The sequence below is a fragment of the Marinomonas sp. 63XJN7_9_ISO-PGPR-S23-217 genome (assembly GCF_056173515.1).
The window spans coordinates 3,462,324-3,488,640 of the sequence record NZ_CM149678.1; the positions used below are offsets into that span (position 1 = coordinate 3,462,324).

The window sequence follows — 26,317 nt, forward strand, 5'->3', positions numbered from 1 at the left end:
TTGTCCCCTAAATTAATTGTTTTGAATCAGCACGATGGCTGCGGTTACCAGTAAATTGATCAGCGTAATCGGCAGACATATTTTCCAGCCAAACGACATCACTTGGTCGTAACGAGGACGCGGCAACGCAGCCCGAACCAAGATAAACATCACCATGAAAAAGCCTGTTTTCAAAGCAAACCAAACAATTGGAGGCAACCATGGTCCATGCCAACCGCCAAAAAATAAGGTCACAATCAATGCAGAAACGGTCACAATACCAATGTATTCACCGACAAAGAACAAACCAAACTTCATACCAGCGTATTCAATGTGATAACCATCGGCCAATTCTTGCTCTGCCTCTGGCTGATCGAAAGGGTGACGGTGACAAACCGCAATACCCGCTATCACAAAGGTCACAAAACCAAAGAACTGCGGAATAATATTCCACATATGTGCTTGGTTATTAACAATATCCGTTAGCTGGAACGAACCGGCTTTCGCCACAACGCCCATCAGAGATAACCCCAAAAAGACCTCGTAGCTCAATGTTTGTGCTGACGCACGCACCGCCCCTAAAAGAGAATATTTGTTATTACTGGCCCAGCCCGCAAAAAGCACAGCGTAAACCCCTAACCCTGCCATCATCAGAAAAAATAACAGACCGATATTTAAATCGGAAACGATCCAGCCAGGGCTGACAGGCACGATTGCAAACGCCAATAACAAAGAGGTAAAGGCAATCAAAGGTGCTAAGGTAAAAATAAAGCGGTCTGAAAAAGGTGGAATCCAGTCCTCTTTAAAAAACATCTTGATCATATCGGCAACGAGTTGCAAAGAACCGCCCCAACCCACTCGGTTCGGGCCATAACGGTTCTGGAACAAGCCGAGTAAACGACGTTCACCAAAGCTCATAAAGGCACCACACGCTACCACAACCATCAAAATAGCAAACGCTTTACCAATGGCAATCAAGGCAGCGATAACCTCGGGAGAAAAGATGCTCATGCGTGTCCCTCCTGCAAATTATCAATCATTTGACCGGCAAGGCTGGCGGGTAAACCATTCGTACCCAGCGGCAAGCCAATGGTACCCAAAGTGATGTGATCACTAAATGACAAAGGTAATTGCCATTGTTGACCACCCCAAGCGAAACTCACCATGGCATTCTCATTCACACCCAATGTTTTCGCGTCTGCTGGATGGATGGTTACCGTTTGCTGTCCCGCACGCTCTTGGATCACCGCACTGCGTTGTGATAGTTCATCACTACCAAACAAACGGTAATTTGCAGCAACTTGCCACTGACCTTCTGTCGCCACAAAAGACGCTGGAATCTCAGCGAAGTATTCCCCTTGATTAGAGGTTTCAATCAAACGTACACCTGGATCACCATTGCGCAAATGCCCGCCTACTTCGTCTTGGAATTTGTTCCAAGCTTGTGGAGAGTTCCAACCTGGCGCCCAAGCAAAGGCTACTTCATTGCGATCTGCTTTCGGGTTATTGTTGCCTTCCATAGAGAAGGCAAACGGCGAGTCTTGGTCTTGCGGTTGGCGTGGTTCATGAACACTAATATTGGCACGCATGGCGGTACGACCACTGTAACGGTGAGGTGATCGAGCCATTTTCTGACCATGAATTCTAAAATCAGCATTTGGCGCTGCCCCAACAATTCCTGCCAGTTGTGGCATCTCACTTGCTAGAGCGGCAATCAACTGGTCAAGCGTACCAGCATCGGAAGAGTGAGCGTTTTTCGCAGAATTGACCAAATACAACCAACGCCATGCGGCAAAAACAAGCGTACCCGGCTTGTAATAGCTTGGGTCATATACTTGGAAGAAACGCTGAGCACGTCCTTCCAAATTGACAACCGTTCCGTCAGCTTCTGCAAAACTGCCCGCCGACAACACCAACTCTGCTTTTTTCGATGTGGCAGAATATTGATGATCGACAACAATTAGATGCTTCAATTGATCCAAAGCTTGATCTACCCGTTGTGCCGACATTCGTTGGTACAAGTCATTTTCCAATACGATGGCAGTGTCAGCCCCGTCAGATATAGCAGACAAAGCCTCATCCAATGATTTACCGCCCAACATGGCTAAGCCCATGCTGTTCACTTCACGAGCAACCAGCGTCAAACCAACCTCATCAACGCCCTGAGATTTAAGGGCTTTGGCAATATTTGCCGCCGCATCAATCAGCGTTATTTCCCCAGCTTGGCTACCAGAGATAATCAGGGGCTTACGAGATTGTTTTAGCGCAGAGGCAATAAAGTCAGCTTTTTTCTGTAACTCGTCATTAAGATCTGTCACAGCTGGTGCGCTTGAATCAATAGCGTGAGCAATGGCGAAGCCTAAACGTGCTTGATCCGCTGCTGGGGCACTATAATGCCAAGCTGTGACATCATCTAATCGAGTACGATCTGTATGCGTGGTAAAAATCGGATACTTTGCATGCTGACCGATATTTTGGATCGCCGCAATTTGCCACTCAGCCACACTCTGCACAGCGGCCATTTCACGCGCTTTCCCTTTTACTGCTTGTCGTACAGACAAAGCGACGCGAGCAGCGGTTTGTGTAATGTCTTCACCCAAAATAATCACGGCATCGTATTTTTCAATTTCGCGCAGCGTTGGGGTATATACACCAGACGTTTTCAAAACCTGCAACATTCGTTCGAGACGTTGCTGCTCACCAGCCTCAATACCCGTAAAGAAGTTGTCTGCTCCGACCAGTTTACGCAAGGCAAAATTACTTTCTAAACTGGCTCGTGGCGAACCAATACCAATCACCCGAGTCGAGCCTTTGATAATATCACTGGCGCTTTGAACGGCTTGCTCAGTATTAAGAGTAACTTGCTCTTCACCTTGGTAGGTAAACGGCTGTTTTGGACGTGTTTCTAAATTAGTATAACCATAGCCAAAGCGACCTCGGTCACAAAGGAAATAGTGGTTCACATCACCGTTGTAGCGGTTCTCAATGCGACGGACTTCGCCGTAGCGTTCACCGGGGCTGATGTTACAACCCACACTACATTGCTGACAGATACTCGGTGCAAATTGCATGTCCCACTTACGGTTGTAACGCTCTGTATGCGTCTTATCAGTGAACACACCCGTTGGACACACTTCGACCAAATTGCCGGCGAACTCACTTTCTAAAGTACCCGACTCTGGGCGACCAAAGTACACATTATTATTCGCCCCATAGACCCCAAAATCTGTGCCATCAGCGTAATCTTTGTAATAACGAGTGCAACGATAACAAGCGATACAGCGGTTCATTTCATGGGAAACAAAAGGCCCAAGCTCTTGGTTTTCGTGAGTTCGCTTAGCAAAGCGATAACGTCGAGAATTGTGGCCTGTCATTACCGTCATGTCTTGTAGATGGCAATTACCACCTTCTTCACACACTGGGCAGTCATGGGGATGATTCGACATCAGCCATTCCACGACGTTTTCTCGAAATGCCTTCGCTTCTTCATCTTCAATCGAGATATAAGCGCCATCACTCGCAGGTGCCATACACGACATCACCAAACGACCACGTGTATCATCGGCATCTTTATATTGTTTCACTGCACACTGGCGGCATGCGCCGACACTACCCAGCGCCGGATGCCAGCAAAAATAGGGAATATCAAGTCCTAGAGACAAACAAGCCTGTAATAGGTTGTCTGCTCCATCAACTTCATATTCTTTGCCATCTACATGAATGGTTGCCATAAGTCTTATGCTTCCCACAGGCCCATCGATATTCGATAGGCGTAAACACACAAAATAAAACTGAATAAATTACTGTTGATTCGGTTGAATACCGCGAATCTCACGCAAATTATTAGCTTGACCTGAAATACCCGCTTCAAATTCTTTGCGGAAATATTTTATTGCACTTTGTAACGGCTCAACGGCCCCCGGTGCATGAGCACAGAAGGTATGACCAGGTGCTAATGAACAACATAACTGCTCAAGTGTTTCAATGTCGCCTGGTTGCCCCTCGCCATGTTCAATTGCTCTAAGAATTTTCACACTCCATGGCAAACCATCACGACAAGGTGTACACCAGCCGCAGGATTCACGAGCAAAAAACTCTTCCAAGTTGCGCACCAAAGAGACCATATTGATTTTATGATCCACAGCCATAGCAAGCGCTGTTCCAAGACGACTACCTGCTTTTTGGATATGTTCAAAATCCATTGGCAAATCCAAGTGCTCCGGCAATAAGAAATCTGTGCCCGCACCACCTGGCTGCCAAGTTTTTAAATCCAAGCCTTCTTGCATGCCACCCGCGTAATTTTCCAATATTTCACGCGCTGTCGTACCCATAGGCAATTCCCATAAACCAGGATTATTCACCCGTCCCGAAAAGCCCATTAGTTTGGTGCCGCAATCGCTACTGCCGTTAGTAGTCAACCCCTTGTACCAATCCACGCCGCGATTAAGAATGCTTGGTACGTTACAAATAGATTCCACGTTGTTGACGCAAGTCGGTTTCCCCCAAGCGCCTGATACCGCAGGAAATGGCGGTTTGGACCTAGGATTGGCACGGCGACCTTCAAGAGAGTTAATCAATGCGGTTTCTTCACCACAGATGTAACGCCCTGCACCAGTATGAACAAACAGCTCAAAATCTTTGCCACTGCCTAAGATGTCTTTACCAAGCAACCCAGCTAATTTAGCCTCTTCAATGGCTTTACGAAGGTTTTCCGCCGCTTCAACGTATTCTCCGCGCAAGAAGATGTAACCACGGTAAGCTTTGATAGCATGTGCAGCGATGATCATGCCTTCCACCAAAAGATGCGGCATCTGCTCCATCAACAAGCGATCTTTGTAGGTACCTGGTTCCATTTCATCCGCGTTACAGATCATATAGCGGATATTCATTGATTCGTCTTTCGGCATCAGACTCCACTTTAGTCCCGTTGGGAAACCTGCCCCACCGCGACCACGTAAACCTGCGTCTTTCACCAAACTAACCACTTCATCAGGATGCATAGCTAACGCTTTTTCAACGCCAACATACCCTTCTTTGCGACGATACTCATCTAACCAAACAGGTTGTTCATCCTCGCGAAGACACCACGTTAGCGGATGACTTTCAGCCGTCTTATTGATCGATAGGCTCATTGATACTGCTCCAAAATGTTTGCCAGATTAGAAGGAACCAAACGCACGTGAGTATCATCGTTCACCATCATAGTTGGCCCTTTGTCACAATTCCCCAAACAACAGGTTGGAAGCAAGGTAAAACGGCCATCCGGCGTCGTTTGACCCGGTTTGATCTTAAGTTGTTTTTCTAACTCAGTGACAATTTCTTCAAATCCAGTGATATGGCACACCACGCTATCGCAATAACGAATGATATGTTTCCCAACTGGTTGGCGATAAATTTGGCTGTAAAAGGTCGCTACGCCCTCAACATCGCTGGCAGGTATTCCCAGAAGGTCAGAAATCGCTTTGATGGCACCATCAGGCACCCAACCATGACGTTTCTGAACAATCTTTAGGGCTTCGATGGAAGCGGCTCGTGGGTCTTCGTAATGATGTTTTTCATGTTCAATGGCCTGTGCATCGGCGTCACTCAAAACGAAATCATCACTGTCATCACTTACGGTGACTATTTTAATCGGTTGATTCATGGTTAACGGTCCACATCTGACATAACAAAATCAATACTGCCCAGGTACACAATAAGATCGGATACCAAACTGCCACGAATCACCGATGGAATTTGCTGCAAATGAGGGAAGCTTGGTGTACGAACACGGGTACGATAACTAGTAGTGCTACCATCACTGGTGAGGTAGTAACTATTGATCCCTTTTGTCGCTTCAATCATTTGGAAAGATTCATTAGCTGGCATCACAGGTCCCCAAGACACTTGCAAAAAGTGTGTTATCAAGGTTTCTATGTGCTGCAAGGCACGCTCTTTGGGTGGTGGCGTGGTTAACGGATGATCCGCCTTAAACGGACCAGACGGCATATTGTGATAACACTGAGTCAAAATTTTCAAACTTTGACGAATTTCTTCTACTTTGAGCATAACGCGGTTATAACAATCGCTCACACCGCCACCGACAGGGATCTCAAAATCAAAATTTTCGTAGCCTGAGTAAGGTCGCCATTTGCGCACGTCAAACTCTATGCCAGTGGCTCGCAAACCTGCGCCTGTTACCCCCCAAGCCAACGCTTCTTGCGCGTTGTAGGTTGCTACCCCTTGAGAACGCGCTTTAAGGACAGTGTTTTTAAGCGCCGCTGTCACGTATTCTTCAAGACGTTTTGGCATCCAATCTAAGAAAGCTTTTAATAGTCGCTCCCACCCTCTTGGTAAATCATGGGCCACACCACCGATGCGGAACCAAGCCGGGTGCATACGAAAACCGGTAATGGCTTCCACTAAATCATATATCTTCTGACGGTCCGTGAACGCGAAGAACACTGGCGTCATGGCACCCACGTCTTGGATAAAGGTTGAGATATAAAGCAAGTGGCTGTTGATACGAAATAATTCGGACAACATGACGCGAATCACTTCCACTCGTTCAGGTACTTTAATTCCCGCCAATTTCTCAACAGCCAAAACATAAGGCATTTCATTAACACAACCGCCTAAGTATTCGATACGGTCGGTATAAGGAATGTAACTGTGCCAAGACTGGCGCTCGCCCATCTTTTCAGCACCACGATGGTGGTAACCAATATCAGGCACACAATCAACAATGTCTTCACCATCGAGTTGCAAAACAATACGAAACGCCCCGTGCGCAGAAGGATGGTTAGGCCCTAAGTTAAGGAACATAAAGTCTTCATTTTCTTTACTACGCGCCATTCCCCAATCTTCGGGTTTAAATGTCAGCGCTTCCATTTCGATCGCTTCTTTTTGGCGTGTTAACTCAAACGGATCAAACTCAGTGGCACGGGCTGGATAATCTTTACGTAATGGATGACCTTCCCATGTATCTGGCATCATAATGCGACGTAAATTCGGATGCCCAGAAAAGACGATGCCAAACATTTCCCATGTTTCGCGCTCATACCAATTGGCATTAGGGAACAAGCTAACGATGCTGGCTAGCTCTAGATCTTTTTCACTTAACCCCACCTTAAGCATAATATCATGATTACGCTCCATCGAGATCAAATGATAGAAAACCGTATAATCAACCCCTTCTGGTATCTCTTTTCGATGGGTCCGAAGGCGCTCATCCACCCCATGAAGGTCGTATAGCATTGAGTAGGGTTTGGAGGTGTTTTTCAAAAACAATATAACGTCTTTGATTCGTTCACGAGCGACCCACGCAATGGGCATTCCAGTTCGCGTTGGCTGTAATCGAAAGACGGACTCACCAAACTTTTCGATAAGCTCACCAACCACAGGATCATTGCGGTGGTCACTGGTCTGCCAAGACTCAGGTACGAGTTTACTTGTTGCTTTTGTCATTTTTGCTCACTATCTTGATAAGCCTAAAACAAATCTTGCCCGATTAAATTTCGTCCGGCGTTCTTAGGTTGGTGATGGCAATACGGTCATCGCGTTTACGTTCACGCTCAGGCGTCATATTAGCCTTATAAACTCCCTGATCTCCAACCACCCAAGACAATGGACGGCGCTCTTTACCCACCGCTTCTTGCAGTAGATTGAGGGCTTGAATATAGGCTTCTGGACGTGGAGGACAACCAGGAATATAAACGTCGACGGGTAAAAATTTGTCCACGCCTTGAACAACAGAGTAAATATCGTACATGCCACCTGAGTTGGCGCAGGCCCCCATGGAGATGACCCATTTAGGCTCTAACATTTGATCGTATAGACGCTGAATAACAGGGGCCATTTTGGTAAAGCACGTACCTGCAACCACCATAAAGTCGGCTTGTCTTGGTGACGCTCGCAATACCTCAGAACCAAATCGTGCCACATCGTGAGCTGCGGTAAAGGAAGTGGTCATCTCAACATAACAACAGGATAGGCCGAAGTTATAAGGCCAAAGTGAGTGTTTACGTCCCCAGTTGACCATATCATGCATCGCATGCTCAAGTTTGCCTAAGTAAACACTACGGTGAACATGTTGCTCTAACGGATCCCCGACAATTTCTTTGCTTTCTAATGGATAGCGATCATCTTCGCCGTCCAGATCAATGCGTGTAAGCGTATAATCCATGTTTTGACCTCGTGATTATTTGTGTGAACCGTCAACGATTTTGATGATTTCAGATTGCTTAATAAGTTCTTTTGATCGGGTAGGAGCCCAGTCCAGCGCTTTTGTTCGAATCAGATAGATCAAACCAACGAGCAACACGATGATGAAGGTAGTGGCTTCGATGAACCCCGTCCAACCACTCTCACGTATAGAGACAGCCCAAGCGTATAAATACAAAGCTTCAACATCGAAAATGACAAAAAACATCGCCACCAAATAAAATTTGGCAGACAGTCTAAGACGAGCTGAACCAACCGATGCGATACCTGATTCGAAAGGGGTATTCTTAGCACGAGCTTGCGCCCTACCGCCTAAGAAAGTCCCTCCTACCAACATGGCAGCACCCAAGCCTATAGAGACCACTATAAACACAGCAAATGCCCAATGATGGGCGATTACATCAACAGGTGTAGACATAGAAAACAACACTTAATAAATTGTTAGACAAAAACATTGACCTGTTGGGATAAGCCAATGCCATACTTTTATTGGAGGTTCGATTCAGACAGAGGCACGGAATATTGCCTTGCCCAATTCATTATTTGCGGCGCAACAAAATGTTTGCAAAATTATATGATAATCATTATCATTTGATAAAGATTGCAGTAATCCGATCCATGGGCTAACAACTTTTGTGCGTCACATTGCTGAAAATCAGATGTTGTAAAAAAACATCAACAGCAGACGGTATTATCCTACTCGCATTCTCTAGATCCCGTATAGCGCCATGACAGTCAGACAACAAAGCACCACAATCTTTCCTAGATAGAGGATATTCTGTCCTTTTTATTTATCAATATTAAACATAAAATTTGTAAAGATTTTGTAAATTAAATAAAAACCTACTATTTAAGTCGGAATTAAGTTTGCAAAAAAAAGATATAGATGAATTTAAACAACCCATAAGCAAAGCCAAGATAGTACAGCGAAATACCTTATATTTCGCACATCAATAGTAATTCCAATGACATGAAAACGAACTGAGAATCAAAAAAAAGACCACCTCTTAAGAAAAGCTATTACTTTTTTGAATACCGTTTAGTACCACAACATTACATGATCAATATAACGTGTCACCATGTTAAAGTGCAGCCATGTCTGACGTATTATCCTAGCTAAATCGAGAACCTATTTCTTCAGCTGCTGCTCCTTTTTATCTAACCAGCCTTTAAAATAACGCCCTACTTCAAGAACAATGAGTCCAAAAATCACCCCAGAGACCCACTTAAAACCGAGCAAAAAACCAACAACGCTAAGCAAAGCATAACCATATAAATAGTTTCTTCTTGCTTCAGGGGTTTTCTGTCGGGTAAACCAAGTAATGACCAAGAGCAGTAAAGCGAATACGACATAGTATTGCTCTAAAATTGGATATAGCATTTCATCCCCTATCTAGTTAATAATGGTGATCTTATAATTAAGACAACTGAGCTAGCGTTTTGTTTTCGAAACTGATTCTACTATTTTTATTACTGACTAGCAGCACTCTATGGGCGGCTAACGACATTGCGTTACTTGATGACAACCATCAAGACTTAAATATTGCTAGGTCAGCCCAATACTTAATCGACGAAAGTGGCCGTTTATCCATCCAAGATATCGCATCAGAAAACTATTCTAAGCGCTTTTTACCGATTAACTCGGACTTTCTGCAGCTAGGCCTAGTCAAAGGAAACGTCTGGGTGCGCATTAATATTGCCATTCGTACAACCAAAAATGTGCCATCGCTTTTGGACATTAACGCCCCTCGCCTTGAATATTTGGATCTTTACTTACCGACTATGTTTGGTGATCAAGTGCAGGCTTTGCTTGGTGAAGCACGCCCCTATAGCAATCGACTCATTGAGCATCCCGATTACTTTTATCCCTTGCCGACGAATGCTCCCCCCGTTTTCACCGTCTACCTTAAACTGTCATCCCATTTGCCAATCAATGTTCAATTGCATTTAAAAACCTTATCTAAAGCCACGGTCGACTCGCAGAAAGACTTTTCTTTTACTGGGATATTGTTAGGTTTTTTAGCCATTCTGTTTATTAGCAATGTCTTTTTCTATATCAAAAGTACTCATCCCATGTACATCGCGTACAGCGCATTACTGATCTGCATTGCACTGTTTCATCTCTCTCTTCACGGGCAGCTTTATCAGTTTTTCCCTAATAAAATTGGCATCCAAGAACGTATCTACAATTTCACCGCTCTTGCAGGCACAGCCGCTATTGTCTTGTTCTCCAAGCTTTACCTAGATACACGATCACATTTTCCCAAGGTAGATAAATGTTTAATTGCTCTGACCTGCATTAACCTTTTTTTTGCCACTATCTATAGCGCCTACCCAAATTCACTGAGTATTAGCTACTTATCACTGTTATCATTTACTTCCATCTCGGTTTTAACCGTACTAGCCATTTACGCCTTTGCCACAGACACCCCGTTTTCTGGCTATTATCTGATTGCTCGAATCACCCTATTGCTTGGCTATGCCGCTTGGTTTCTGTCCGCTTATGGCATTATATCCAGTGCTATCATTTACGAATGGGGTCTGACGGTCGCCATTGTGCTAGAAGCCATGATCTACTTTATAGGCATGATCGCGCAACTCAGCCCGTTACTTAAACGCCACGCCAGTGTTGTGAACCACTCACAAAATGACTTATATGAACTGATCGCTGATATATCCAGCCGCCTTCGCCGCCAAGTCAATATCATCGATAACGGATTGAAGCATGTTCAAAAAACCCCCAATCGAAACATCTCGAAAAACTTCATTTTCAACGGACAGACAGCAAGCAACAACTTAAAAAACTTACTCGTCCGATTAGATAACATCTACTATGCACGAGATAAAAACACCTTTTCCCAACAAGAGTCCTCTCCCCTCTTTTTATCTAAATTAATTGATAACGCTTACAACCACTTTCAACAGCTAGATCAAGACAACGCGATTGTTGAAATTACCAGTGACAATACCAACCACTTAGAAATCCTACATAATGCCGAAGTCATAGAGCACTTGATTGAAACCATTTTACAAGAATGCAAGCACTTCACGGATCAAACACTGACAGTTGACATCAGTCGTCGTGATCTGAGCCATGAAGGAAACACCATTCTGGAAATAAACTGTTTCCCGTTACCGACTCATATCACACTGAATAACAATCTGTTTGATATGGGCATGAACTACATTCACATTCTCGTCAATTCTTTAAATGGTTCTTGTGTGACTTCCGAGGAGAATGGCTTTCACCGCCTCACGATTGAGCTGCCTATTACGTGGCAGATACGCCACACTAACCTCAATACGCTGGATAATGACACCTACTCCATCATTGTTTTTGGTGAACACAGTAATGACCTGAATCAAGCACTGGGAATTCTTCATTCTAATCTTAACGCCATCGAGCACTTTAGTGACCTTGACGACTTACTGGATTACTTAGATAAGCCAGATCAGCGCAAAACCATCAGTATTATCTTAGCGTTTGATCATGAAGGACAAATCCCTCACATCATTCACAAAAAAATACGCCCCTTGATGAAGCTGGAAGATCAATGCTTACTGATTTCAGATAATGTTAAAATGTCGCGGGAATATGCTAAAACAATCGGTTTCGATGACCTGTTGCCTGTCAGCAACTTGGACAGTCACCTTGAAACGCAATTATCGCGCCTAATTCGTAAGGGCGAGCGCTTAAGAGACGCATCTTTGTCAAGAGTCAAACGTTCTTAAGAAGTACCTTGCTAGACTGAACGTAATATCAATAATAGAGACAAGAGGACAATATGGACTGTTTATTCTGTAAGTTAGTTAATGGCGAGATCCCTGCTACCATTTTGTACCAGGATGATGATGTCATTGCCTTTGAAGACATCATGCCTCAAGCACCCAGTCATTTTTTAGTGATACCCAAAAGACACATTAGTACGCTAAATGACTTAACCGATGAGGATGCAAGCATTGTTGGTAAATTGCCCATTGTCGCCGCCAAAGTTGCCAAACAAATCGGCATTAGTGACGACGGTTATCGGGTCGTCATGAATTGCAATCAAATGGGAGGTCAAACGGTTTACCATATTCATATGCATGTGCTTGGTGGCCGCCAAATGACTTGGCCTCCAGGTTAAACGAGGAAATAAAATGTATTCTTTTTTGGATAGAGCAGTACTGCAATTTGATCGTGCATTACAAACGCTGGTTCCCCACGTTGCTAAAGAACATCGCCCATCACCAGCGAATCAATATTCCGAAGCGACGTTGAGTGAACAAGAACGTAAACACGCAGCCGGCTTAATGCGCATCAATCACACAGGTGAAGTCTGTGCACAAGCGTTGTACGCAGGCCAAGCGACCACCGCAAAGCTAGAGACGGTTCGAGAAGAGATGGAACACGCAGCGGAAGAAGAAATAGATCACCTTGTCTGGTGTGAAAAGCGCCTGTATGACTTAAACAGCCGCCCTAGCCTACTGAATCCATTTTTTTATGGTGCCTCTTTTGCTATTGGCGCAAGCGCTGGACTCATCAGCGACAAACTGAGCCTTGGTTTTGTTGCTGCAACAGAAGATCAAGTCTGTGTTCACCTTGATAAACATATGCTGGAGCTGCCTCATCAGGATAAAAAAAGTCAAGCCGTACTGACACAGATGCATATTGATGAAGCCAAACACAAACAAATGGCGCTCCAGTCAGGCGGTTATGTGTTTCCCAAACCCGTCATGGCGCTCATGACACAAGTGTCAAAAATTATGACCCTGTCAACCTATAGGATTTAATTATGAACCGCGATCTACACTCTATTCGGCGTGACTATCAATTTGAAGATCTATTAGAAGACAGCGTCGGCAAGGATCCGTTAACGTTTTTTGATGGCTGGTTAGAGCAAGCGATTGCCTCCAACCAAGAAGACCCAACCGCCATGACGATCAGTACAGTGGACGAGTCTGGCCAGCCCCACGCTCGTGTCGTGTTACTTAAACAGCGAGACGATGCAGGCTTTTGCTTTTTCACAAACTACGATAGTGACAAAGGCCAACAGCTAGCGAAAAATAACAAAGCCTGCCTGACTTTTTTTTGGCCAGCACTGTCTCGGCAAGTACGGGTCGAGGGCGAGATCAAAAAAATCAGCCGCGAAGACTCTGAACACTACTTCTCGAGTCGCCCTAGGGGCAGTCAGCTAGCCGCTTATATTTCAAAGCAAAGCACCACAATCAATAATAGGGAGACACTGAAAAACGCTTATAAAGAAGCAGAAGATAACTTTGCTAACCAAAAAGTCCCTTGCCCAGACAACTGGGGTGGGTATGTGTTAACCCCAAGCTACATTGAGTTCTGGCAAGGCCGCCCGAGCCGCTTGCATGACCGCCTGTGTTTTACCAAGCAGTCAGAAAGCTGGTTACGCGAACGTAAAGCCCCATAATCATCTGGGTGCTGAAGCTAGTAGATATTGTCAAACCAAAGGGTATCCTATGGGTTCAACAGAGTGCGAAAAGTTAAACTAATGCGCTCTTCTTGAACCCGTTTTCTTTTTGGTAAACAATGCTGCCACAGCACTTGTGTTGATGCTGACATCACTAGCCAGCTGCCGCCCTCCAATGCAATACTATGTTTAACACTATGATTCTTTTTTAAGCGAAAGAGAAAGTCTCGTGTTGCTCCTAAACTCAACATAGCAATAACAGGAGCGGGGCCCAATATTGTTTCATTATCGGCGTGCCACCCCATGTAGTCATCACCATTTTGATACCAATTGAGTAACACAGAGTTGAAAGACTGACCTGCTAGGTATTCCGCTTGCTTTCTGATTTCTGCTAAACAATTTGGCCAGCCTTTTCCATAATGATCTTTGCCCGTGTAGCGATAACATAATCCTCGGTCCGCAATAAAAGCCACTCGCCTTGGCACCAATACATCACGACCAAACATTAATAACGATTCCTGCTCCCAAACTAACGCGGATTTTAGTTGCTCAAAAAGCCGCGCTTGCGCCAACGGAGTCAGCTCACTGCTTGAGCAGGCCAAAGAGTAACGGTATGATGGCTCCACTTCATTCACCTTTGCATAATGGTCGACAATGCCCGAAAATTCTGTCTCTTTGAAAGCCCTCCGCAGCTCCATGTTAGATACCTATCGCGGTCTTGGGGTACTGCTCATGATGATCTTTCACTTCAGCTGGGATCTAGGCAATTTCGGCTTTATTGAGTTTTCCCTCGCTAACCCTTTCTGGAATCACTTTCGCGATATTATCGTCACCATTTTTATTTCCGCCGTTGGTTGGTCTGCTTATCTTACGATGCAAAAGCATCATTCGATCATCCTATGGAAACGTGACCTTAAGCTTTTGCTCGCCATTATTATGATTTCTCTGGGTACTTACCTTGCCTTTCCCAATAACTGGATTTATTTTGGCATTTTGCACTTTATCTTCCTACTGACGTTTCTCGTCCGCCCCATGACCAAATGGCCAATTATATCGTGTATTATCGGCGTCATCATTGTACTGATTTACAACACGACTAACTGGCTGTCTTTCCCCAATGTGCTCCCTTATATTGTCCATACATTACACCTTCCTACCAGCACACTGGATATTGCTTTCCCATTCCCTTGGATTGGTGTTGCTTTGATCGGCATAACACTCGGATACTTTAAGATTCATCAATGCCCTATTCCTGAGCACCTCATTACCCGTATACTTGCTTGGATGGGACGCTACGCACTACCTATTTACTTGCTGCATCAGTTAATTCTATTTGCCCTAGTCGCGAGCGCCAGGATGGTGCTTAGTCATTAATCCAGATCAATGTTTGGGCAAGAAAAAACCACCATATAACTTATAAAAAAACATAAAAAAAAGCACATCACATCTTGCCTATCATCGAGTTTCCACTACCCAAGGGCAACAGGGTAAGTAGCTACTTACAGAAAGGTTTCACTCCTATTTTAGCGTAATTTTCAAGCCTTGATTTTCAAAGCAATGCACACTATTGTTCTCGTCATCAGGATTGATAAACACTACATCTAGTATGTTAAATACCAATCACCCACTAGATACAGTTATCATCTCTTTTTTTACACATTGCACGAATGGGAAGTTAAGCCATGAGCACCCTCACAGTTACTAAGCGTAACGGTAAGACAGAAAACATCAATCTTGAGAAGATTCACAAAGTCATAACATGGGCGGCGGAAGATCTAGATAATGTTTCTGTGTCACAAGTTGAGCTAAAAGCACAAATACAATTTTTTAATGGCATTCGCACTACCGATATTCACGAGACCTTAATTAAGTCCGCAGCAGACTTAATCTCTGAGAACACCCCCGATTATCAATATTTAGCAGCTCGTCTGGCTATCTTCCATTTGCGCAAAAAGGCCTATGGTAACTTTGAGCCACCTCATCTTTATGATCATGTTAGAAACTTGGTTGAACAAAACCGCTATGATCATAGCTTGCTGGAGAACTATACAAAAGCAGAATTTGATGAGCTAAACAATATTATTGATCACTCCCGCGACATGAATTTTTCCTATGCGGCTGTTAAGCAATTAGAAGGTAAATACTTAGTTCAAAACCGCGTCACAGGTGAGATCTATGAAAGCCCGCAGTTCATCTACATTTTGATCGCCGCCTGTTTGTTTGCGAATTATGATAAAGCCGCACGTTTGGATCTGATTCGTCGCTTCTACGATGCTGTGTCTAAATTTAAAATATCACTCCCTACCCCAATCATGTCTGGCATTCGTACACCAACACGCCAGTTCAGCAGTTGCGTATTGATCGAGTGCGGCGACTCACTGGATTCCATTAATGCGACATCCAGTGCAATCGTAAAATATGTCAGTCAACGGGCTGGTATCGGCATCAATGCGGGGGCCATTCGAGCTCTAGGTAGCCCTATTCGCGGGGGAGAAGCATTCCATACAGGCTGTATTCCATTCTACAAGCACTTCCAAACTGCGGTTAAAAGCTGTTCTCAAGGTGGTGTCCGTGGCGGTGCAGCAACGGTCTTTTATCCAATCTGGCATTTAGAAGTCGAAAGTCTATTGGTGCTTAAAAATAACCGTGGCGTAGAAGAAAATCGTGTTCGCCATCTAGACTATGGTGTTCAGTTTAACCGCTTGATGTACCAGCGTTTAATCAAGGGGGGCAATATCACACTGTTCAGCCCATCAGACGTGCCTGGGTTGTACGACGCCTTCTTTGCAGATCAAGAAGAATTCGACCGTCTATACACTATGTATGAACAGGATCCTTCCATCCGCAAACAGACCATTAAAGCATCAGATTTATTTACCTTGTTCGCATCTGAGCGGGCGAGTACGGGGCGTATTTATCTACAAAACGTGGATCACTGTAACACCCATAGCCCATTTGACCCGGCCGTTGCTCCTGTTAAACAAAGTAACCTTTGTCTTGAGATTGCTCTGCCAACCAAACCACTAAACCGCGTTGACGATACTGAAGGGGAAATTGCCCTATGCACTTTGTCGGCTTTCAATTTAGGCGCACTTGAGAACCTAGACGAACTGGAAGAGCTGTCTGAATTGGTTGTTCGCGCACTGGATGCTTTGTTAGATTACCAAAACTATCCGATTCCTGCTGCACAACGGGCCACTGAAATGCGACGGACACTCGGCATAGGTGTGATCAACTACGCCTACTACTTAGCGAAAAATGGCGTCAAATATTCAGACGGTAGCGCGAATGATTTGACTCATAAAACCTTTGAGGCGATACAATATTACTTGCTGAAAGCGTCTAACAAACTGTCTAAAGAGTTTGGCCCATGCTTAGCATTTGATGAAACCACTTATGCAAAAGGTATTTTGCCAATCGATACCTACAAAAAAGAAATCGATAACATCGTATCCAATGAGTTGATCTATGACTGGGAGACGCTGCGTAAAGACATCGTAGAACATGGCCTTCGCAACTCTACTCTGAGTGCGTTGATGCCGTCTGAAACCTCCTCTCAAATTAGTAACGCGACAAATGGCATTGAGCCTCCACGGGGCTTCGTCTCTGTCAAAGCCAGTAAAGATGGTATCCTAAAACAGGTTGTTCCTGAATTTGAACGCCTTAAAGAACAATACGAATTACTGTGGAGCATCCCATCGAACGATGGTTACCTACAACTTGTAGGTATTATGCAGAAGTTTATCGACCAATCCATCTCAGCGAATACGAACTACGATCCACAGAAGTTCGAATCGCAAAAAGTACCAATGAAAGTCATCTTAAAAGATCTACTAACGGCCTATAAACTGGGTGTGAAGACTCTTTACTACCATAACACACGGGATGGGGCAGACGACCAGCAAGATGATATGGATGATTGTGCCAGTGGTGCATGTAAAATCTAAGTCATAACATAAAATGCCCAACAAGACCTCATGGAGATGAGGTCTTGTTTCTTTCCATGATCTGCCAACTTGCTTTTCGCAAGGCCGTGTTAGCAGTAGAATAGCGCCAGATATACAAACTTAAAACGATATTAAAAAAACAAGCGCCACAGACAGTTGCTGGCATCCGTTTTTTTAACGCTACCTAATTTAAGGAAACTGCCAAGTAATGAGTTACTCGACTTTCAACCGCAAACAGTTCGATAGCATGAAAGAACCGATGTTCTTTGGTGAAAACGTCAACGTTGCACGCTATGACCAACAAAAGCACCCTATTTTCGAGAAATTAATCGAAAAGCAATTGTCTTTCTTTTGGCGCCCTGAAGAAGTCGACCTATCCTCTGACCGCAAAGACTTTCAAAAACTGGAAGAACACGAACAACACATTTTTTTGAGCAACTTAAAATACCAAACACTGCTCGACAGTGTGCAAGGTCGTTCTCCCAATGTCGCCTTGTTACCCATCGTTTCTTTGCCAGAATTAGAAACTTGGATCGAAACCTGGTCCTTTAGCGAAACGATTCATAGCCGTTCTTATACACACATTATTCGCAACATTGTGAACGATCCAACGAAAATCTTTGATGACATCACCGTTAACAAAGAAATCACCAAGCGAGCAGACAGTGTGTCTGTTTACTATGACCGCTTGATCGAAATGGTTAGCCTATACAATACACTAGGGCTAGGTACACACAACGTGCCTGAGCATGGCGATATTGAAATATCCATGCGCTCTCTCAAAAAGGCTCTCTACCTGACAGTGGCCTCTGTAAACGTACTTGAAGCGATTCGTTTCTACGTCAGCTTTGCCTGTAGCTTTGCCTTTGCTGAGCGCACCTTGATGGAAGGCAATGCTAAAATCATTAAACTGATCGCCCGAGATGAAGCACTACATTTAACCGGTACCCAGCACATGCTTAACCTGATGGCATCCGGTAAAGACGATCCAGAAATGGCCATCATTGCACAAGAATGTAAGGAAGAGATGCGTAACATCTTCATCGAAGCCGCAGAACAAGAAAAGGATTGGGCATCCTACTTATTCAAAGATGGCTCCATGATCGGCCTCAATGCGCAAATTCTTGGCCAATATGTAGAATACATCACCAATGTTCGCATGCAGGCCGTTGGACTGGATACCGCCTTCGGAACCAAGCATAACCCAATCCCTTGGATTAACGCGTGGCTAGTCAGCGACAATGTGCAAGTTGCCCCTCAAGAGGCAGAAATCAGCTCTTATCTTGTTGGGCAAATCGACAACGATCTAAGCGAGTCTGATTTTGACGACTTTGACCTCTAATAAACCGGACAAAGTACGAGACAAGGTTCATCGCGTTCTACTGGGAAAAAAACAAATTCTGGTAACAGAAGATGAACCTTTACTTGTGCAATTAGAAAGAGAAGGCATCCACGTCGAATACCAGTGTCGAGAGGGTTACTGCTCTTCCTGCTCCATCAAACTACTATGGGGCCACGTTGAATACCCTTTTGAACCCCTCGCATGGGTGCAAAGTGGTTATATGCTGGCTTGCTGCGCGATCGTCAAAAGCGATATTGAAATTGCGTTTTTCAGTGATTAGCCACCTAAGACACTAAGCGCCTCCTCATCATATAAGACACTCAGCTCTTTTTATTGTGCTCATTGCAACGTGCGGTAACCTGCATATAAACGGGTTGCCGTCGTTACCCAACACATCAGACCAAAAATATAAGCTAATATAGAAAAGTGCAAAGGATAAAGGCAAACCAACACCAAAAACGCAATTGTCTCTGCCCCTTCTGTTAACCCACCTAAAAAATACAAAGACTTTTTTCCATAATCCAAGCGCTCGATTCGACGCTTTTCGGCCATAATGGCAAACGCTAAAAAGCTACTGCCGGTTCCCATAAAAGAAAAAATCAAAAAGCTTGCCGCCAAAGCATTGGCGTCAGGGTTCATCAGAGCAAAACCAAACACCACCGCCGAATAAAAAATAAAATCTAGAGTAATATCTAAATACCCCCCAAAATCTGATGGGCCTGTTATCCTTGCTACCGCCCCATCTAACCCATCCATTGCTCGATTGATCAACACAAACACCAATGCCAGAGAAGTATTACCAAAATACAAAGCAGGCAATGTCAGCATGCCAATCACAAAGCCAATCACAGTAATCCAATTCGCTTTAACACCACATTTGTCGATCACCATGGCAATCAGTCGCAGTGGATGCTTTAAAACGTTGACAAAAAAGGGATCTAACATACTCAAGCGACCTTAATTCTATTGGGAGGTGAAAAGACTTGATACAATAGCCTGCATTAACTCGTGCCATATTAAAACACAAGGTGACTATGATACACGCAAAACAATACGGTGAATCCGGCCCAGCGCTCGTTGTTCTTCATGGACTGTTTGGCAACGCAGACAACTGGCATTCCCTCGCGAAAAACTGGTCCGAAACATTTCGTGTCTTTTGTATCGATCTGCCGAATCACGGCCAATCCAGCCCGATGAACCACGCCTCCTACCCCAATATGGCGAAAGCAATATTGCAATGGGCCCAGGAAACAGGCTTAGACAAGTTCTACTTACTTGGTCATTCCATGGGTGGGAAAGTTGCCATGCAAATGGCTGCCCTTGCACCAGACAACATCATCAAATTGGTGGTCGCAGACATTGCTCCTGTTGACTATCCCCCAAGCCACACACAAATCTTCAAAGGGCTAAAAGCCATTGATGAAACGGATCTTACATCCCGAAAACAAGCAGATAGCCTACTTAGTGAATACGAACCGTCCCTACCCGTGCGTCAATTCCTGCTTAAAAATCTAGAACGCACTGACAACGGATTCAAGCTCGCTATTTCGCTCGACAATATTGCGCAAAGCTATACCACTATTTTAAAAAAACCAGAAATAGGCAGCCCTATTCAAACTCCCACACTGTTTATTAAAGGAGAAAAATCAGACTATATTGTTGCGGATTACCAACAAGACATTATAGGTTTTTTCCCCAATGCAGAATTCAAAATGATTCCCGACACCGGACATTGGCTCCATGCAGAAAAACCCATTCCCTTTAGCAGCCTTGTCAAACGTTTTCTCAATAAATAGTCCATCTATGGGTAGCAATAAAAATGCCCTGATAAAACAGGGCGTTTTTATAATAAATAGCCTTTATCAGCTACTTTTCTTAACCACCTCATCATCCCTTAGATACGTCCATTTTCCCCTTGGCTTATCCAGATACTGGAAGTATTCATTCGTGAAGGCACCTTGAATACAAACATGCCCACGCTTCTTCGCATTAACACTTTTCCCTTGAAGCACCGCATTAAACGCAGAGGGGCCCGTGGTATCGTACACTCGCTTATTAACCAGCTCTGAATGATGGTTAATGTTATAGACTATTTTGCTTAAGATGGCGTGATAATCAGGGTTTTTCGGTACCGTTGCCAAAAAGTAATTAGTAAATTCGCTGTAGTCTTTTTTGAATTTGATATAGAGGGCGTCATCATCATGCTTAAGCGTCTTTCCTAGGGGCCACACCAAAACTGCATCAATATCCATATACACACCTCCATGTAGATAGAGGCATGTGACTCGCCACAAGTCCGCTTGAGCGGCACCATCATTTAACCTTAAGTAGGCTTTGTACACCTCTTGCGGCGCATGATCGCGCATGAACACTTCACGTTCTTGCGTGCTAACATATCGATACTCATACTCAAGCGACATTAGACGATTAAACAAATAGTTCACATAAATGGGCAAAGCACAGCGATTAGAGTAGTTCGTCTGCCAAATGATCCTCGGGATAGACGTATCACAATGGCTCGCTATTTTTGCTGGAGAATTGGCGGGAATCGTGAAGCGACAATAGGGCAAAAGAAAGTGAAACAGATAGGATACAACCTTCACCAGATTACCCACTAAGCGAATACATCGATTAAAAATAACCTTAAAAAGACTGCTCATCTGCAATATTCCCTAGCGCCAACCAAACATGATATAGCGTCAGGGTAACAGCACTCAGTTACACATTTTTTACACTTATTATTTTCCCAGACAGTTTCGTATTATTTAGACTGCTGGAAGCGAAACTCATCCGCATAATATGTCCCCAATATACGGATATCCTCAGAAAAAAAGCGCAACTCCTCAAGCGCCCGCTGCATAGCAGGGTCTTGAAAATGCGCTTCGACATCAATGTAAAACTGGGTGGCTGTAAAGTGTCCATTCACCATATAGCTTTCCAGTTTCAACATATTGATACCATTGGTGGCGAACCCACCCATGGCTTTATACAAGGCAGCAGGAAGGTTACGGACTCGAAACATAAAGGTCGTAATATAGATCTTTTCCGGCTCAAATACGGGCATTTTTTGCTGCTTTGAAAAAACTAAGAACCGCGTTGTGTTGCCTTCTCGGTCATTAAAATGCGTTTTTAGAATATTTAAACCATACAACTCAGCCGCCAATTCAGAAGAAATAACAGCGAAGCCTGGTTCATCATGTTCGGCAATGAACTTTGCCGCGCCGGCGGTATCATACATCGCAACATTTTTGGCCCCCAGCGCCTTAATATTATCATCACACTGGGCCAATGCTTGAGGATGACTACCAATGCGAGTAATCTGCTCAATGGCAACACCGTGTCGTGCAATAAGGCAATGATTAACCGCCTCAAAATGTTCTTTGACGACATGCAACTGAGTTCGCTTGAGTTCACGATAAATTTCTTCAACGCGACCTGCTGTGGAATTTTCTAGGGGAATCATTGCGTAGTAGGCCTCTCCATGCTCAACCTTCTGCAACGCCTCACCAAAGGTAGCACAATGGATGGTTTTAAGATCTGGAAAGGTATGTTTACAGGCGAGATGAGAATAAGCCCCAGGTTCCCCTTGATAGGCAACAATTTGTGATGCTTCTAACTGAATTTGACCTGTCATAAAATCGTCTTTTTAAAAGTAATCGTATTATTAGAAAGCTTGATAGAATATCTATGGGGTAAAATGGATACCGCTCCCCCTATCAAGATGAATAAATAGCAAAGCATTGGATATGAGCATAACGATAGCAAAGAGTACCCTCTATGATTAAGCGTTTTTTTTTAATACTGGTGAAGAGCTACCAATATGCCATTAGTCCGTTATTGGGAAACAACTGCCGCTTCTACCCTAGCTGTTCTCATTATATGATTGAAGCCATTGAACGTTTTGGTGTCATCAAAGGCATTTATCTTGGCCTCAAACGTCTAGCAAAATGTCACCCTTGGCACGAAGGCGGCATAGACCCCGTCCCCCCCTGTCCTTGTCACACAAAGAAACACTCATCAGACAAGACCTCAAAGTCATAGCCCCTGTATTATCACGCTATAGAGCGAAGCTCGCTCCTGAAAACGCATTTTTTTACACTCTAGATGCCCAATAATGCGAGCATATTCCTCAATAAATCACTACACTAAGGACAGGCTCACAAAGCCGATTCACCTTTTAAAGGCGCGTTTAAAGACGTGCACTAATAATAAAAACAATGTTGCGCATGATCTGCCAACAAAGCGAAAAGAGGTAGTCTTTTATGCTAGCGAATAACATCACATCCACCCCATTTTATTTAGAACTTGGCCAACTCTCTCCAGACAGTGTGGAACATCTGGCCCCTACCTTTAATGATTTGCCAACCAATCCCTATGCGGACGGTCAATTTCGATTGCGCAGATATTCTTGCTTTACCCTGCATCAAGAGAAATTGTCTCGCTTACCCGCCAAAGAGTTTGTGCAAGATGACAGCATTAACCACTTCCAAGGAAATGTAGTCAGACGTTATCCAGAAATTGAAGAGCAGACCTTTCAAGACCCAGGCTTCGTTGAGCTCTTTAAGCATTTTCGCGAAATGGCCAATGTCAAAGACGGTACACTTATTGAGGTGCACCAGCTACGTATTTTTGCGGATCATCAACTAGCAGAAGTCGCGCCGGAGGGGGTTCATCAAGATGGTTTTGATCGTATTGGTATTTATGTCATGCAACGTCATAACATAAAAGGTGGCAAAATTAACGTTCATTTAGAAGAGAACAGCCCAGCCATCATCAGCCACGCGTTTGACCATGGAGAATTTGTCATTTTAAATGATCGGAAATTTTTCCATAGCGCTAACCCAATTCAGCCTATTGATGGGGAGCTCGGCTACATGGATATTTTTGTATTGACCGCAAATATTTACTAGGCCTCCAATACCGAACCTTAGATCAGGATAAAAAAGAGCGGATATAACAAGAGCATCATTATATTCACCATGATGCTCTTTTAGTTCAGACAGACATTTAACGTGCCACACAAATACGCAAAAGGTTACAAGGCAAGTTGCCAATAACCAACGGATATCCATTGATCAAACTTAAAGCCAACGTCTTTAAACTCGCCCGCTTTTTTAAAACCCAGCGATTCATGTAATCCCACGCTGGCGTCATTCGGTAACGCAATCAAGCCTATTAACTGTTTAATCCCTTTTTTTCTCAGCTCTTCGATCAAAGAAGAATAGAGAATTTTCCCTTGACCTTTTCCCTTTGCCTCTTGTGCTAAGTAAATGGTTGGCTCTGCCGTAAAACGATACGCACTACGTCCATGCCAATTCCCCGCATAAGCATAACCTAACACGTCGCCATCTTCTTCAAGAACCAACCATGGCAAATGGGCTTGGGACACTTTATCGATACGTGCCGCCATATCGTCAGAGGTAATAGGGTCTTCTTCAAAAGTAATAATGGTATTTTCAATATAGCTATTATAAATATCCGTGAGCGAGGGAACATCTTTGGTTGAAACAGATCGAATCAGCATAGCGCCTCCACTGGCTTTCTAAAGCCCAATTACATTCGCTTAATCAAACGCACAATAAAGAGCAAAATAATGGCCCCGCAGGTGGCCGTGATAATAGAACCCAAGATACCGTGGGCAAACAGCCCTAATGCCGCAAAGACGAAGTTACCAACAACGGACCCGACAATACCAACGATAATATTGCCAACAATGCCAAAGCCTCCGCCTTTGATAATTTTTCCAGCTAACCAACCAGCAATGCCACCAATTAACAACACAATAACAAGTGCCTGAATATCCATCGATTTCCTCCTCAACAACGAGTTACATTAAGTTTAGGCAATTTGTCGAGACATGATATAAAAATCCTCAACATAACCTAATTTTTGGTAGAAGGCTTTATCCCGCTCATTAAATATTGATTCGCGCGTTGATAAAACCAATCACTTTTCCTTCTTGCTAATCTCCCAAAAACAATGCTCTCCATTTTCCAACAAAAAGCCTTTCAAGGAGCGGCAAAAGGCCAACGAGGTCAACTTCTCAATCCATCATTCTGCGCTCATCCAAACATTGGTAGGACCCCATAGAAAATTCTCGGCAGATCCATGGACGATGTTCATAGATGGTACACATGTGCGTATTACGATCGACAGCAGAACACCAACCATCCTCTAGTCTCAACATGGTCTCGCCACCCCATTCATCCACAGAGATGTGTCTTTCTGGCACCCCCGTCTCCGAAATAATCATAACTTCTAAACGACAGCAACAGGCATGGCATGTAGAACAAGTCACATCGGACACCACAGAGTTCGATGAGGCAGATAATAGATCGGTCAGCGGAATGCTCATAAAAATAGATCAAGACTCTAAAAGGAAGAATGAAACAAAGCAAAAAAGCGCTTTACTGTTGCTATTCACTTATATTGACTAAAAAATGCAGTAATATCATCCAAAATCGGCGCCTTACTGTTTAGAAACCAAATAAAGGTTGAGACCATACCGACATGATCGACGCCTGCATAGGTTTTATGCTCTTCTACGCCCCCTTTTTCGTGAATCTTCGCCACCAGCTTATCCATGTTACTTTTTCCTACCACATCATCATCCGCTCCCCAAAGCAGCAACATTGGTGGTTCTTTACCATTGATAAAGGTCGGCACCTGCATCTTTGGGTAATTTTCGGGAGGACCAAAAATAGCGATATAGTCTTTCTCATTAGGCACAAAATCATAGGGGCCAGATAACCCGGCAAAGGCTTTGATAATGCTGCTATTCTCTCCTTCTGCCGATAAATAATGTGAATCTGCCGTAATTAAGGCACCAATATGAGCCCCAGCTGAATGACCCACAATAAACAATTCACCTGGGTTCCCGCCATACTGCGCGACATGACGATAGGTCCATGCCACCGCTTTGGCACCATCTTCAACAAAGGTCGGAAACGTCACTTGAGGATACTTACGGTAATCGGCAATAACCGTGATATAGCCTTTCTTGGCAAACGCTTCACCAACAAATGGATACATGCTTTTCGAACCCTCTTGCCAACTGCCACCATAAAAGAACACCACAACAGGAAGCGGCTCATGGGATGGGTTAGGCGGGATATAAAGGTCTAACGTTTGCCAAGACTGCGCGCCATAGGCAATATTCTTAATGGTTTTCGTGTCACTAAACTTATTCGGCAAATTAGCAAGCTCAAGACCCGCCTTAGTACAGGCCACCAACAACAAAGAACTTAATGTCACGAATACTTTCTTCATTACGATACAAACTCCTACGTCAGAACAATACACTTCCTAAAGCTACGCCACAAACGTGAAAATAGACCAATGTAAAAGACAAAAACGCGTAAATAAAAGCGTAAAGACAAAAACTAAAGCGTTATTTTATAGGAATAAAACAACGAATTTGCTAAAGTTAC

At 44.0% G+C, this 26,317-nt stretch carries 27 protein-coding genes; 11 read left to right on the forward strand and 16 right to left on the reverse strand.

From position 1 onward, the window contains the following. Window positions 1-12: 12 nt before the first annotated feature. From nuoH to AC0VYI_RS16260, 8 genes are all read right to left on the reverse strand, one after another. Window positions 13-990 carry an NADH-quinone oxidoreductase subunit NuoH gene (gene nuoH / locus AC0VYI_RS16225; protein ID WP_199475400.1) on the reverse strand — a complete coding sequence of 326 codons (978 nt, stop codon included), beginning with the start codon at window positions 988-990 and terminating at the stop codon, window positions 13-15. Beyond that, a complete protein-coding gene (gene nuoG, locus AC0VYI_RS16230) occupies window positions 987-3,710 on the reverse strand; it encodes an NADH-quinone oxidoreductase subunit NuoG (RefSeq protein WP_475444143.1) in 2,724 nt (907 codons plus the stop codon). Before nuoG ends, nuoH begins: the two co-directional genes overlap by 4 nt. A gap of 69 nt (window positions 3,711-3,779) precedes the next feature. Next, window positions 3,780-5,111 carry an NADH-quinone oxidoreductase subunit NuoF gene (gene nuoF / locus AC0VYI_RS16235; RefSeq protein ID WP_475444145.1) on the reverse strand — a complete coding sequence of 444 codons (1,332 nt, stop codon included), beginning with the start codon at window positions 5,109-5,111 and terminating at the stop codon, window positions 3,780-3,782. Continuing rightward, entirely contained in the window at window positions 5,108-5,623 is a 516-nt protein-coding gene (gene nuoE / locus AC0VYI_RS16240) for an NADH-quinone oxidoreductase subunit NuoE (RefSeq protein ID WP_199475397.1), read from the reverse strand. Before nuoE ends, nuoF begins: the two co-directional genes overlap by 4 nt. 2 nt (window positions 5,624-5,625) lie before the next feature. Beyond that, on the reverse strand, window positions 5,626-7,425 hold the full coding sequence (gene nuoC / locus AC0VYI_RS16245; protein WP_475444148.1) for an NADH-quinone oxidoreductase subunit C/D: 1,800 nt from the start codon (window positions 7,423-7,425) through the stop codon (window positions 5,626-5,628). 43 nt (window positions 7,426-7,468) lie between these two features. Beyond that, on the reverse strand, window positions 7,469-8,143 hold the full coding sequence (locus tag AC0VYI_RS16250; protein ID WP_199475395.1) for a NuoB/complex I 20 kDa subunit family protein: 675 nt from the start codon (window positions 8,141-8,143) through the stop codon (window positions 7,469-7,471). 15 nt (window positions 8,144-8,158) lie between these two features. Then, window positions 8,159-8,599: an NADH-quinone oxidoreductase subunit A gene (locus AC0VYI_RS16255; protein WP_475444150.1), complete on the reverse strand. Its 441-nt coding sequence runs from the start codon at window positions 8,597-8,599 to the stop codon at window positions 8,159-8,161. Between the two features lie 711 nt (window positions 8,600-9,310). Continuing rightward, window positions 9,311-9,562: a hypothetical protein gene (locus AC0VYI_RS16260; protein ID WP_199475393.1), complete on the reverse strand. Its 252-nt coding sequence runs from the start codon at window positions 9,560-9,562 to the stop codon at window positions 9,311-9,313. Window positions 9,563-9,621: 59 nt separating this feature from the next. On the opposite strand from AC0VYI_RS16260, the gene AC0VYI_RS16265 reads away from it, so the two are divergent. From AC0VYI_RS16265 to pdxH, 4 genes are read left to right on the forward strand one after another with little or no spacing between them, the layout of a single operon-like run. Beyond that, window positions 9,622-11,913, forward strand: a complete 2,292-nt coding sequence (locus tag AC0VYI_RS16265; protein WP_475444153.1) for a 7TMR-DISM family protein — start codon at window positions 9,622-9,624, stop codon at window positions 11,911-11,913. Between the two features lie 53 nt (window positions 11,914-11,966). Further along, window positions 11,967-12,308 (forward strand): histidine triad nucleotide-binding protein, encoded by a 342-nt coding sequence (locus tag AC0VYI_RS16270; protein WP_199475391.1) that lies wholly within the window; start codon window positions 11,967-11,969, stop codon window positions 12,306-12,308. Window positions 12,309-12,321: 13 nt separating this feature from the next. Beyond that, on the forward strand, window positions 12,322-12,954 hold the full coding sequence (coq7, locus tag AC0VYI_RS16275; protein WP_475444155.1) for a 2-polyprenyl-3-methyl-6-methoxy-1,4-benzoquinone monooxygenase: 633 nt from the start codon (window positions 12,322-12,324) through the stop codon (window positions 12,952-12,954). Between the two features lie 2 nt (window positions 12,955-12,956). Continuing rightward, a complete protein-coding gene (gene pdxH, locus AC0VYI_RS16280; protein ID WP_199475389.1) occupies window positions 12,957-13,598 on the forward strand; it encodes a pyridoxamine 5'-phosphate oxidase in 642 nt (213 codons plus the stop codon). Between the two features lie 47 nt (window positions 13,599-13,645). Here pdxH and AC0VYI_RS16285 read toward each other — a convergent pair whose 3' ends face one another. Next, window positions 13,646-14,296, reverse strand: coding sequence for an alpha-ketoglutarate-dependent dioxygenase AlkB family protein (locus AC0VYI_RS16285; protein ID WP_475444157.1), 651 nt, complete (start codon window positions 14,294-14,296; stop codon window positions 13,646-13,648). A 34-nt stretch (window positions 14,297-14,330) separates the two neighbouring features. Between AC0VYI_RS16285 and AC0VYI_RS16290 the strand changes: the two genes are divergently transcribed. From AC0VYI_RS16290 to yfaE, 4 genes are all read left to right on the forward strand, one after another. Continuing rightward, window positions 14,331-14,972: a heparan-alpha-glucosaminide N-acetyltransferase gene (locus tag AC0VYI_RS16290; RefSeq protein ID WP_233407579.1), complete on the forward strand. Its 642-nt coding sequence runs from the start codon at window positions 14,331-14,333 to the stop codon at window positions 14,970-14,972. A gap of 308 nt (window positions 14,973-15,280) precedes the next feature. After that, a complete protein-coding gene (nrdA, locus tag AC0VYI_RS16295; protein ID WP_475444159.1) occupies window positions 15,281-17,545 on the forward strand; it encodes a class 1a ribonucleoside-diphosphate reductase subunit alpha in 2,265 nt (754 codons plus the stop codon). Between the two features lie 208 nt (window positions 17,546-17,753). Then, a complete protein-coding gene (nrdB, locus tag AC0VYI_RS16300) occupies window positions 17,754-18,887 on the forward strand; it encodes a class Ia ribonucleoside-diphosphate reductase subunit beta (RefSeq protein ID WP_475444161.1) in 1,134 nt (377 codons plus the stop codon). Further along, window positions 18,868-19,167 (forward strand): class I ribonucleotide reductase maintenance protein YfaE, encoded by a 300-nt coding sequence (gene yfaE / locus AC0VYI_RS16305; RefSeq protein ID WP_418903770.1) that lies wholly within the window; start codon window positions 18,868-18,870, stop codon window positions 19,165-19,167. The genes nrdB and yfaE overlap by 20 nt, the downstream gene beginning before the upstream one ends. Before the next feature lie 59 nt (window positions 19,168-19,226). On the opposite strand, the gene AC0VYI_RS16310 is transcribed toward yfaE, so the two are convergent. After that, on the reverse strand, window positions 19,227-19,832 hold the full coding sequence (locus tag AC0VYI_RS16310) for a CDP-alcohol phosphatidyltransferase family protein (RefSeq protein ID WP_475444164.1): 606 nt from the start codon (window positions 19,830-19,832) through the stop codon (window positions 19,227-19,229). An 89-nt stretch (window positions 19,833-19,921) separates the two neighbouring features. Here AC0VYI_RS16310 and AC0VYI_RS16315 point away from each other — a divergent pair, with 89 nt between their 5' ends. Then, window positions 19,922-20,683, forward strand: coding sequence for an alpha/beta fold hydrolase (locus AC0VYI_RS16315; protein WP_475444166.1), 762 nt, complete (start codon window positions 19,922-19,924; stop codon window positions 20,681-20,683). Between the two features lie 66 nt (window positions 20,684-20,749). On the opposite strand, the gene AC0VYI_RS16320 is transcribed toward AC0VYI_RS16315, so the two are convergent. Continuing rightward, window positions 20,750-21,547, reverse strand: coding sequence for a glycosyltransferase family 32 protein (locus AC0VYI_RS16320; protein WP_475444168.1), 798 nt, complete (start codon window positions 21,545-21,547; stop codon window positions 20,750-20,752). A gap of 101 nt (window positions 21,548-21,648) precedes the next feature. Next, on the reverse strand, window positions 21,649-22,521 hold the full coding sequence (locus tag AC0VYI_RS16325) for a prephenate dehydratase (RefSeq protein WP_199475381.1): 873 nt from the start codon (window positions 22,519-22,521) through the stop codon (window positions 21,649-21,651). A gap of 143 nt (window positions 22,522-22,664) precedes the next feature. On the opposite strand from AC0VYI_RS16325, the gene yidD reads away from it, so the two are divergent. Beyond that, window positions 22,665-22,928 (forward strand): membrane protein insertion efficiency factor YidD, encoded by a 264-nt coding sequence (gene yidD / locus AC0VYI_RS16330; RefSeq protein WP_199475380.1) that lies wholly within the window; start codon window positions 22,665-22,667, stop codon window positions 22,926-22,928. 221 nt (window positions 22,929-23,149) lie between these two features. Continuing rightward, on the forward strand, window positions 23,150-23,797 hold the full coding sequence (locus AC0VYI_RS16335) for a 2OG-Fe dioxygenase family protein (RefSeq protein ID WP_199475379.1): 648 nt from the start codon (window positions 23,150-23,152) through the stop codon (window positions 23,795-23,797). 125 nt (window positions 23,798-23,922) lie between these two features. Here the strand turns inward: AC0VYI_RS16335 and AC0VYI_RS16340 are convergent, their stop codons facing one another. The 4 genes from AC0VYI_RS16340 to AC0VYI_RS16355 form a co-directional block, all read right to left on the reverse strand. Beyond that, on the reverse strand, window positions 23,923-24,411 hold the full coding sequence (locus tag AC0VYI_RS16340) for an N-acetyltransferase family protein (RefSeq protein WP_475444170.1): 489 nt from the start codon (window positions 24,409-24,411) through the stop codon (window positions 23,923-23,925). 29 nt (window positions 24,412-24,440) lie between these two features. After that, window positions 24,441-24,692, reverse strand: coding sequence for a GlsB/YeaQ/YmgE family stress response membrane protein (locus tag AC0VYI_RS16345; protein WP_199475377.1), 252 nt, complete (start codon window positions 24,690-24,692; stop codon window positions 24,441-24,443). A gap of 238 nt (window positions 24,693-24,930) precedes the next feature. Further along, the gene (locus tag AC0VYI_RS16350; protein ID WP_199475376.1) at window positions 24,931-25,242 is read right to left on the reverse strand and encodes a YkgJ family cysteine cluster protein; all 312 of its coding nucleotides are present in this window, start codon (window positions 25,240-25,242) and stop codon (window positions 24,931-24,933) included. 65 nt (window positions 25,243-25,307) lie between these two features. Next, the gene (locus AC0VYI_RS16355) at window positions 25,308-26,156 is read right to left on the reverse strand and encodes an alpha/beta hydrolase (RefSeq protein WP_475444172.1); all 849 of its coding nucleotides are present in this window, start codon (window positions 26,154-26,156) and stop codon (window positions 25,308-25,310) included. Window positions 26,157-26,317 lie beyond the last annotated feature (161 nt).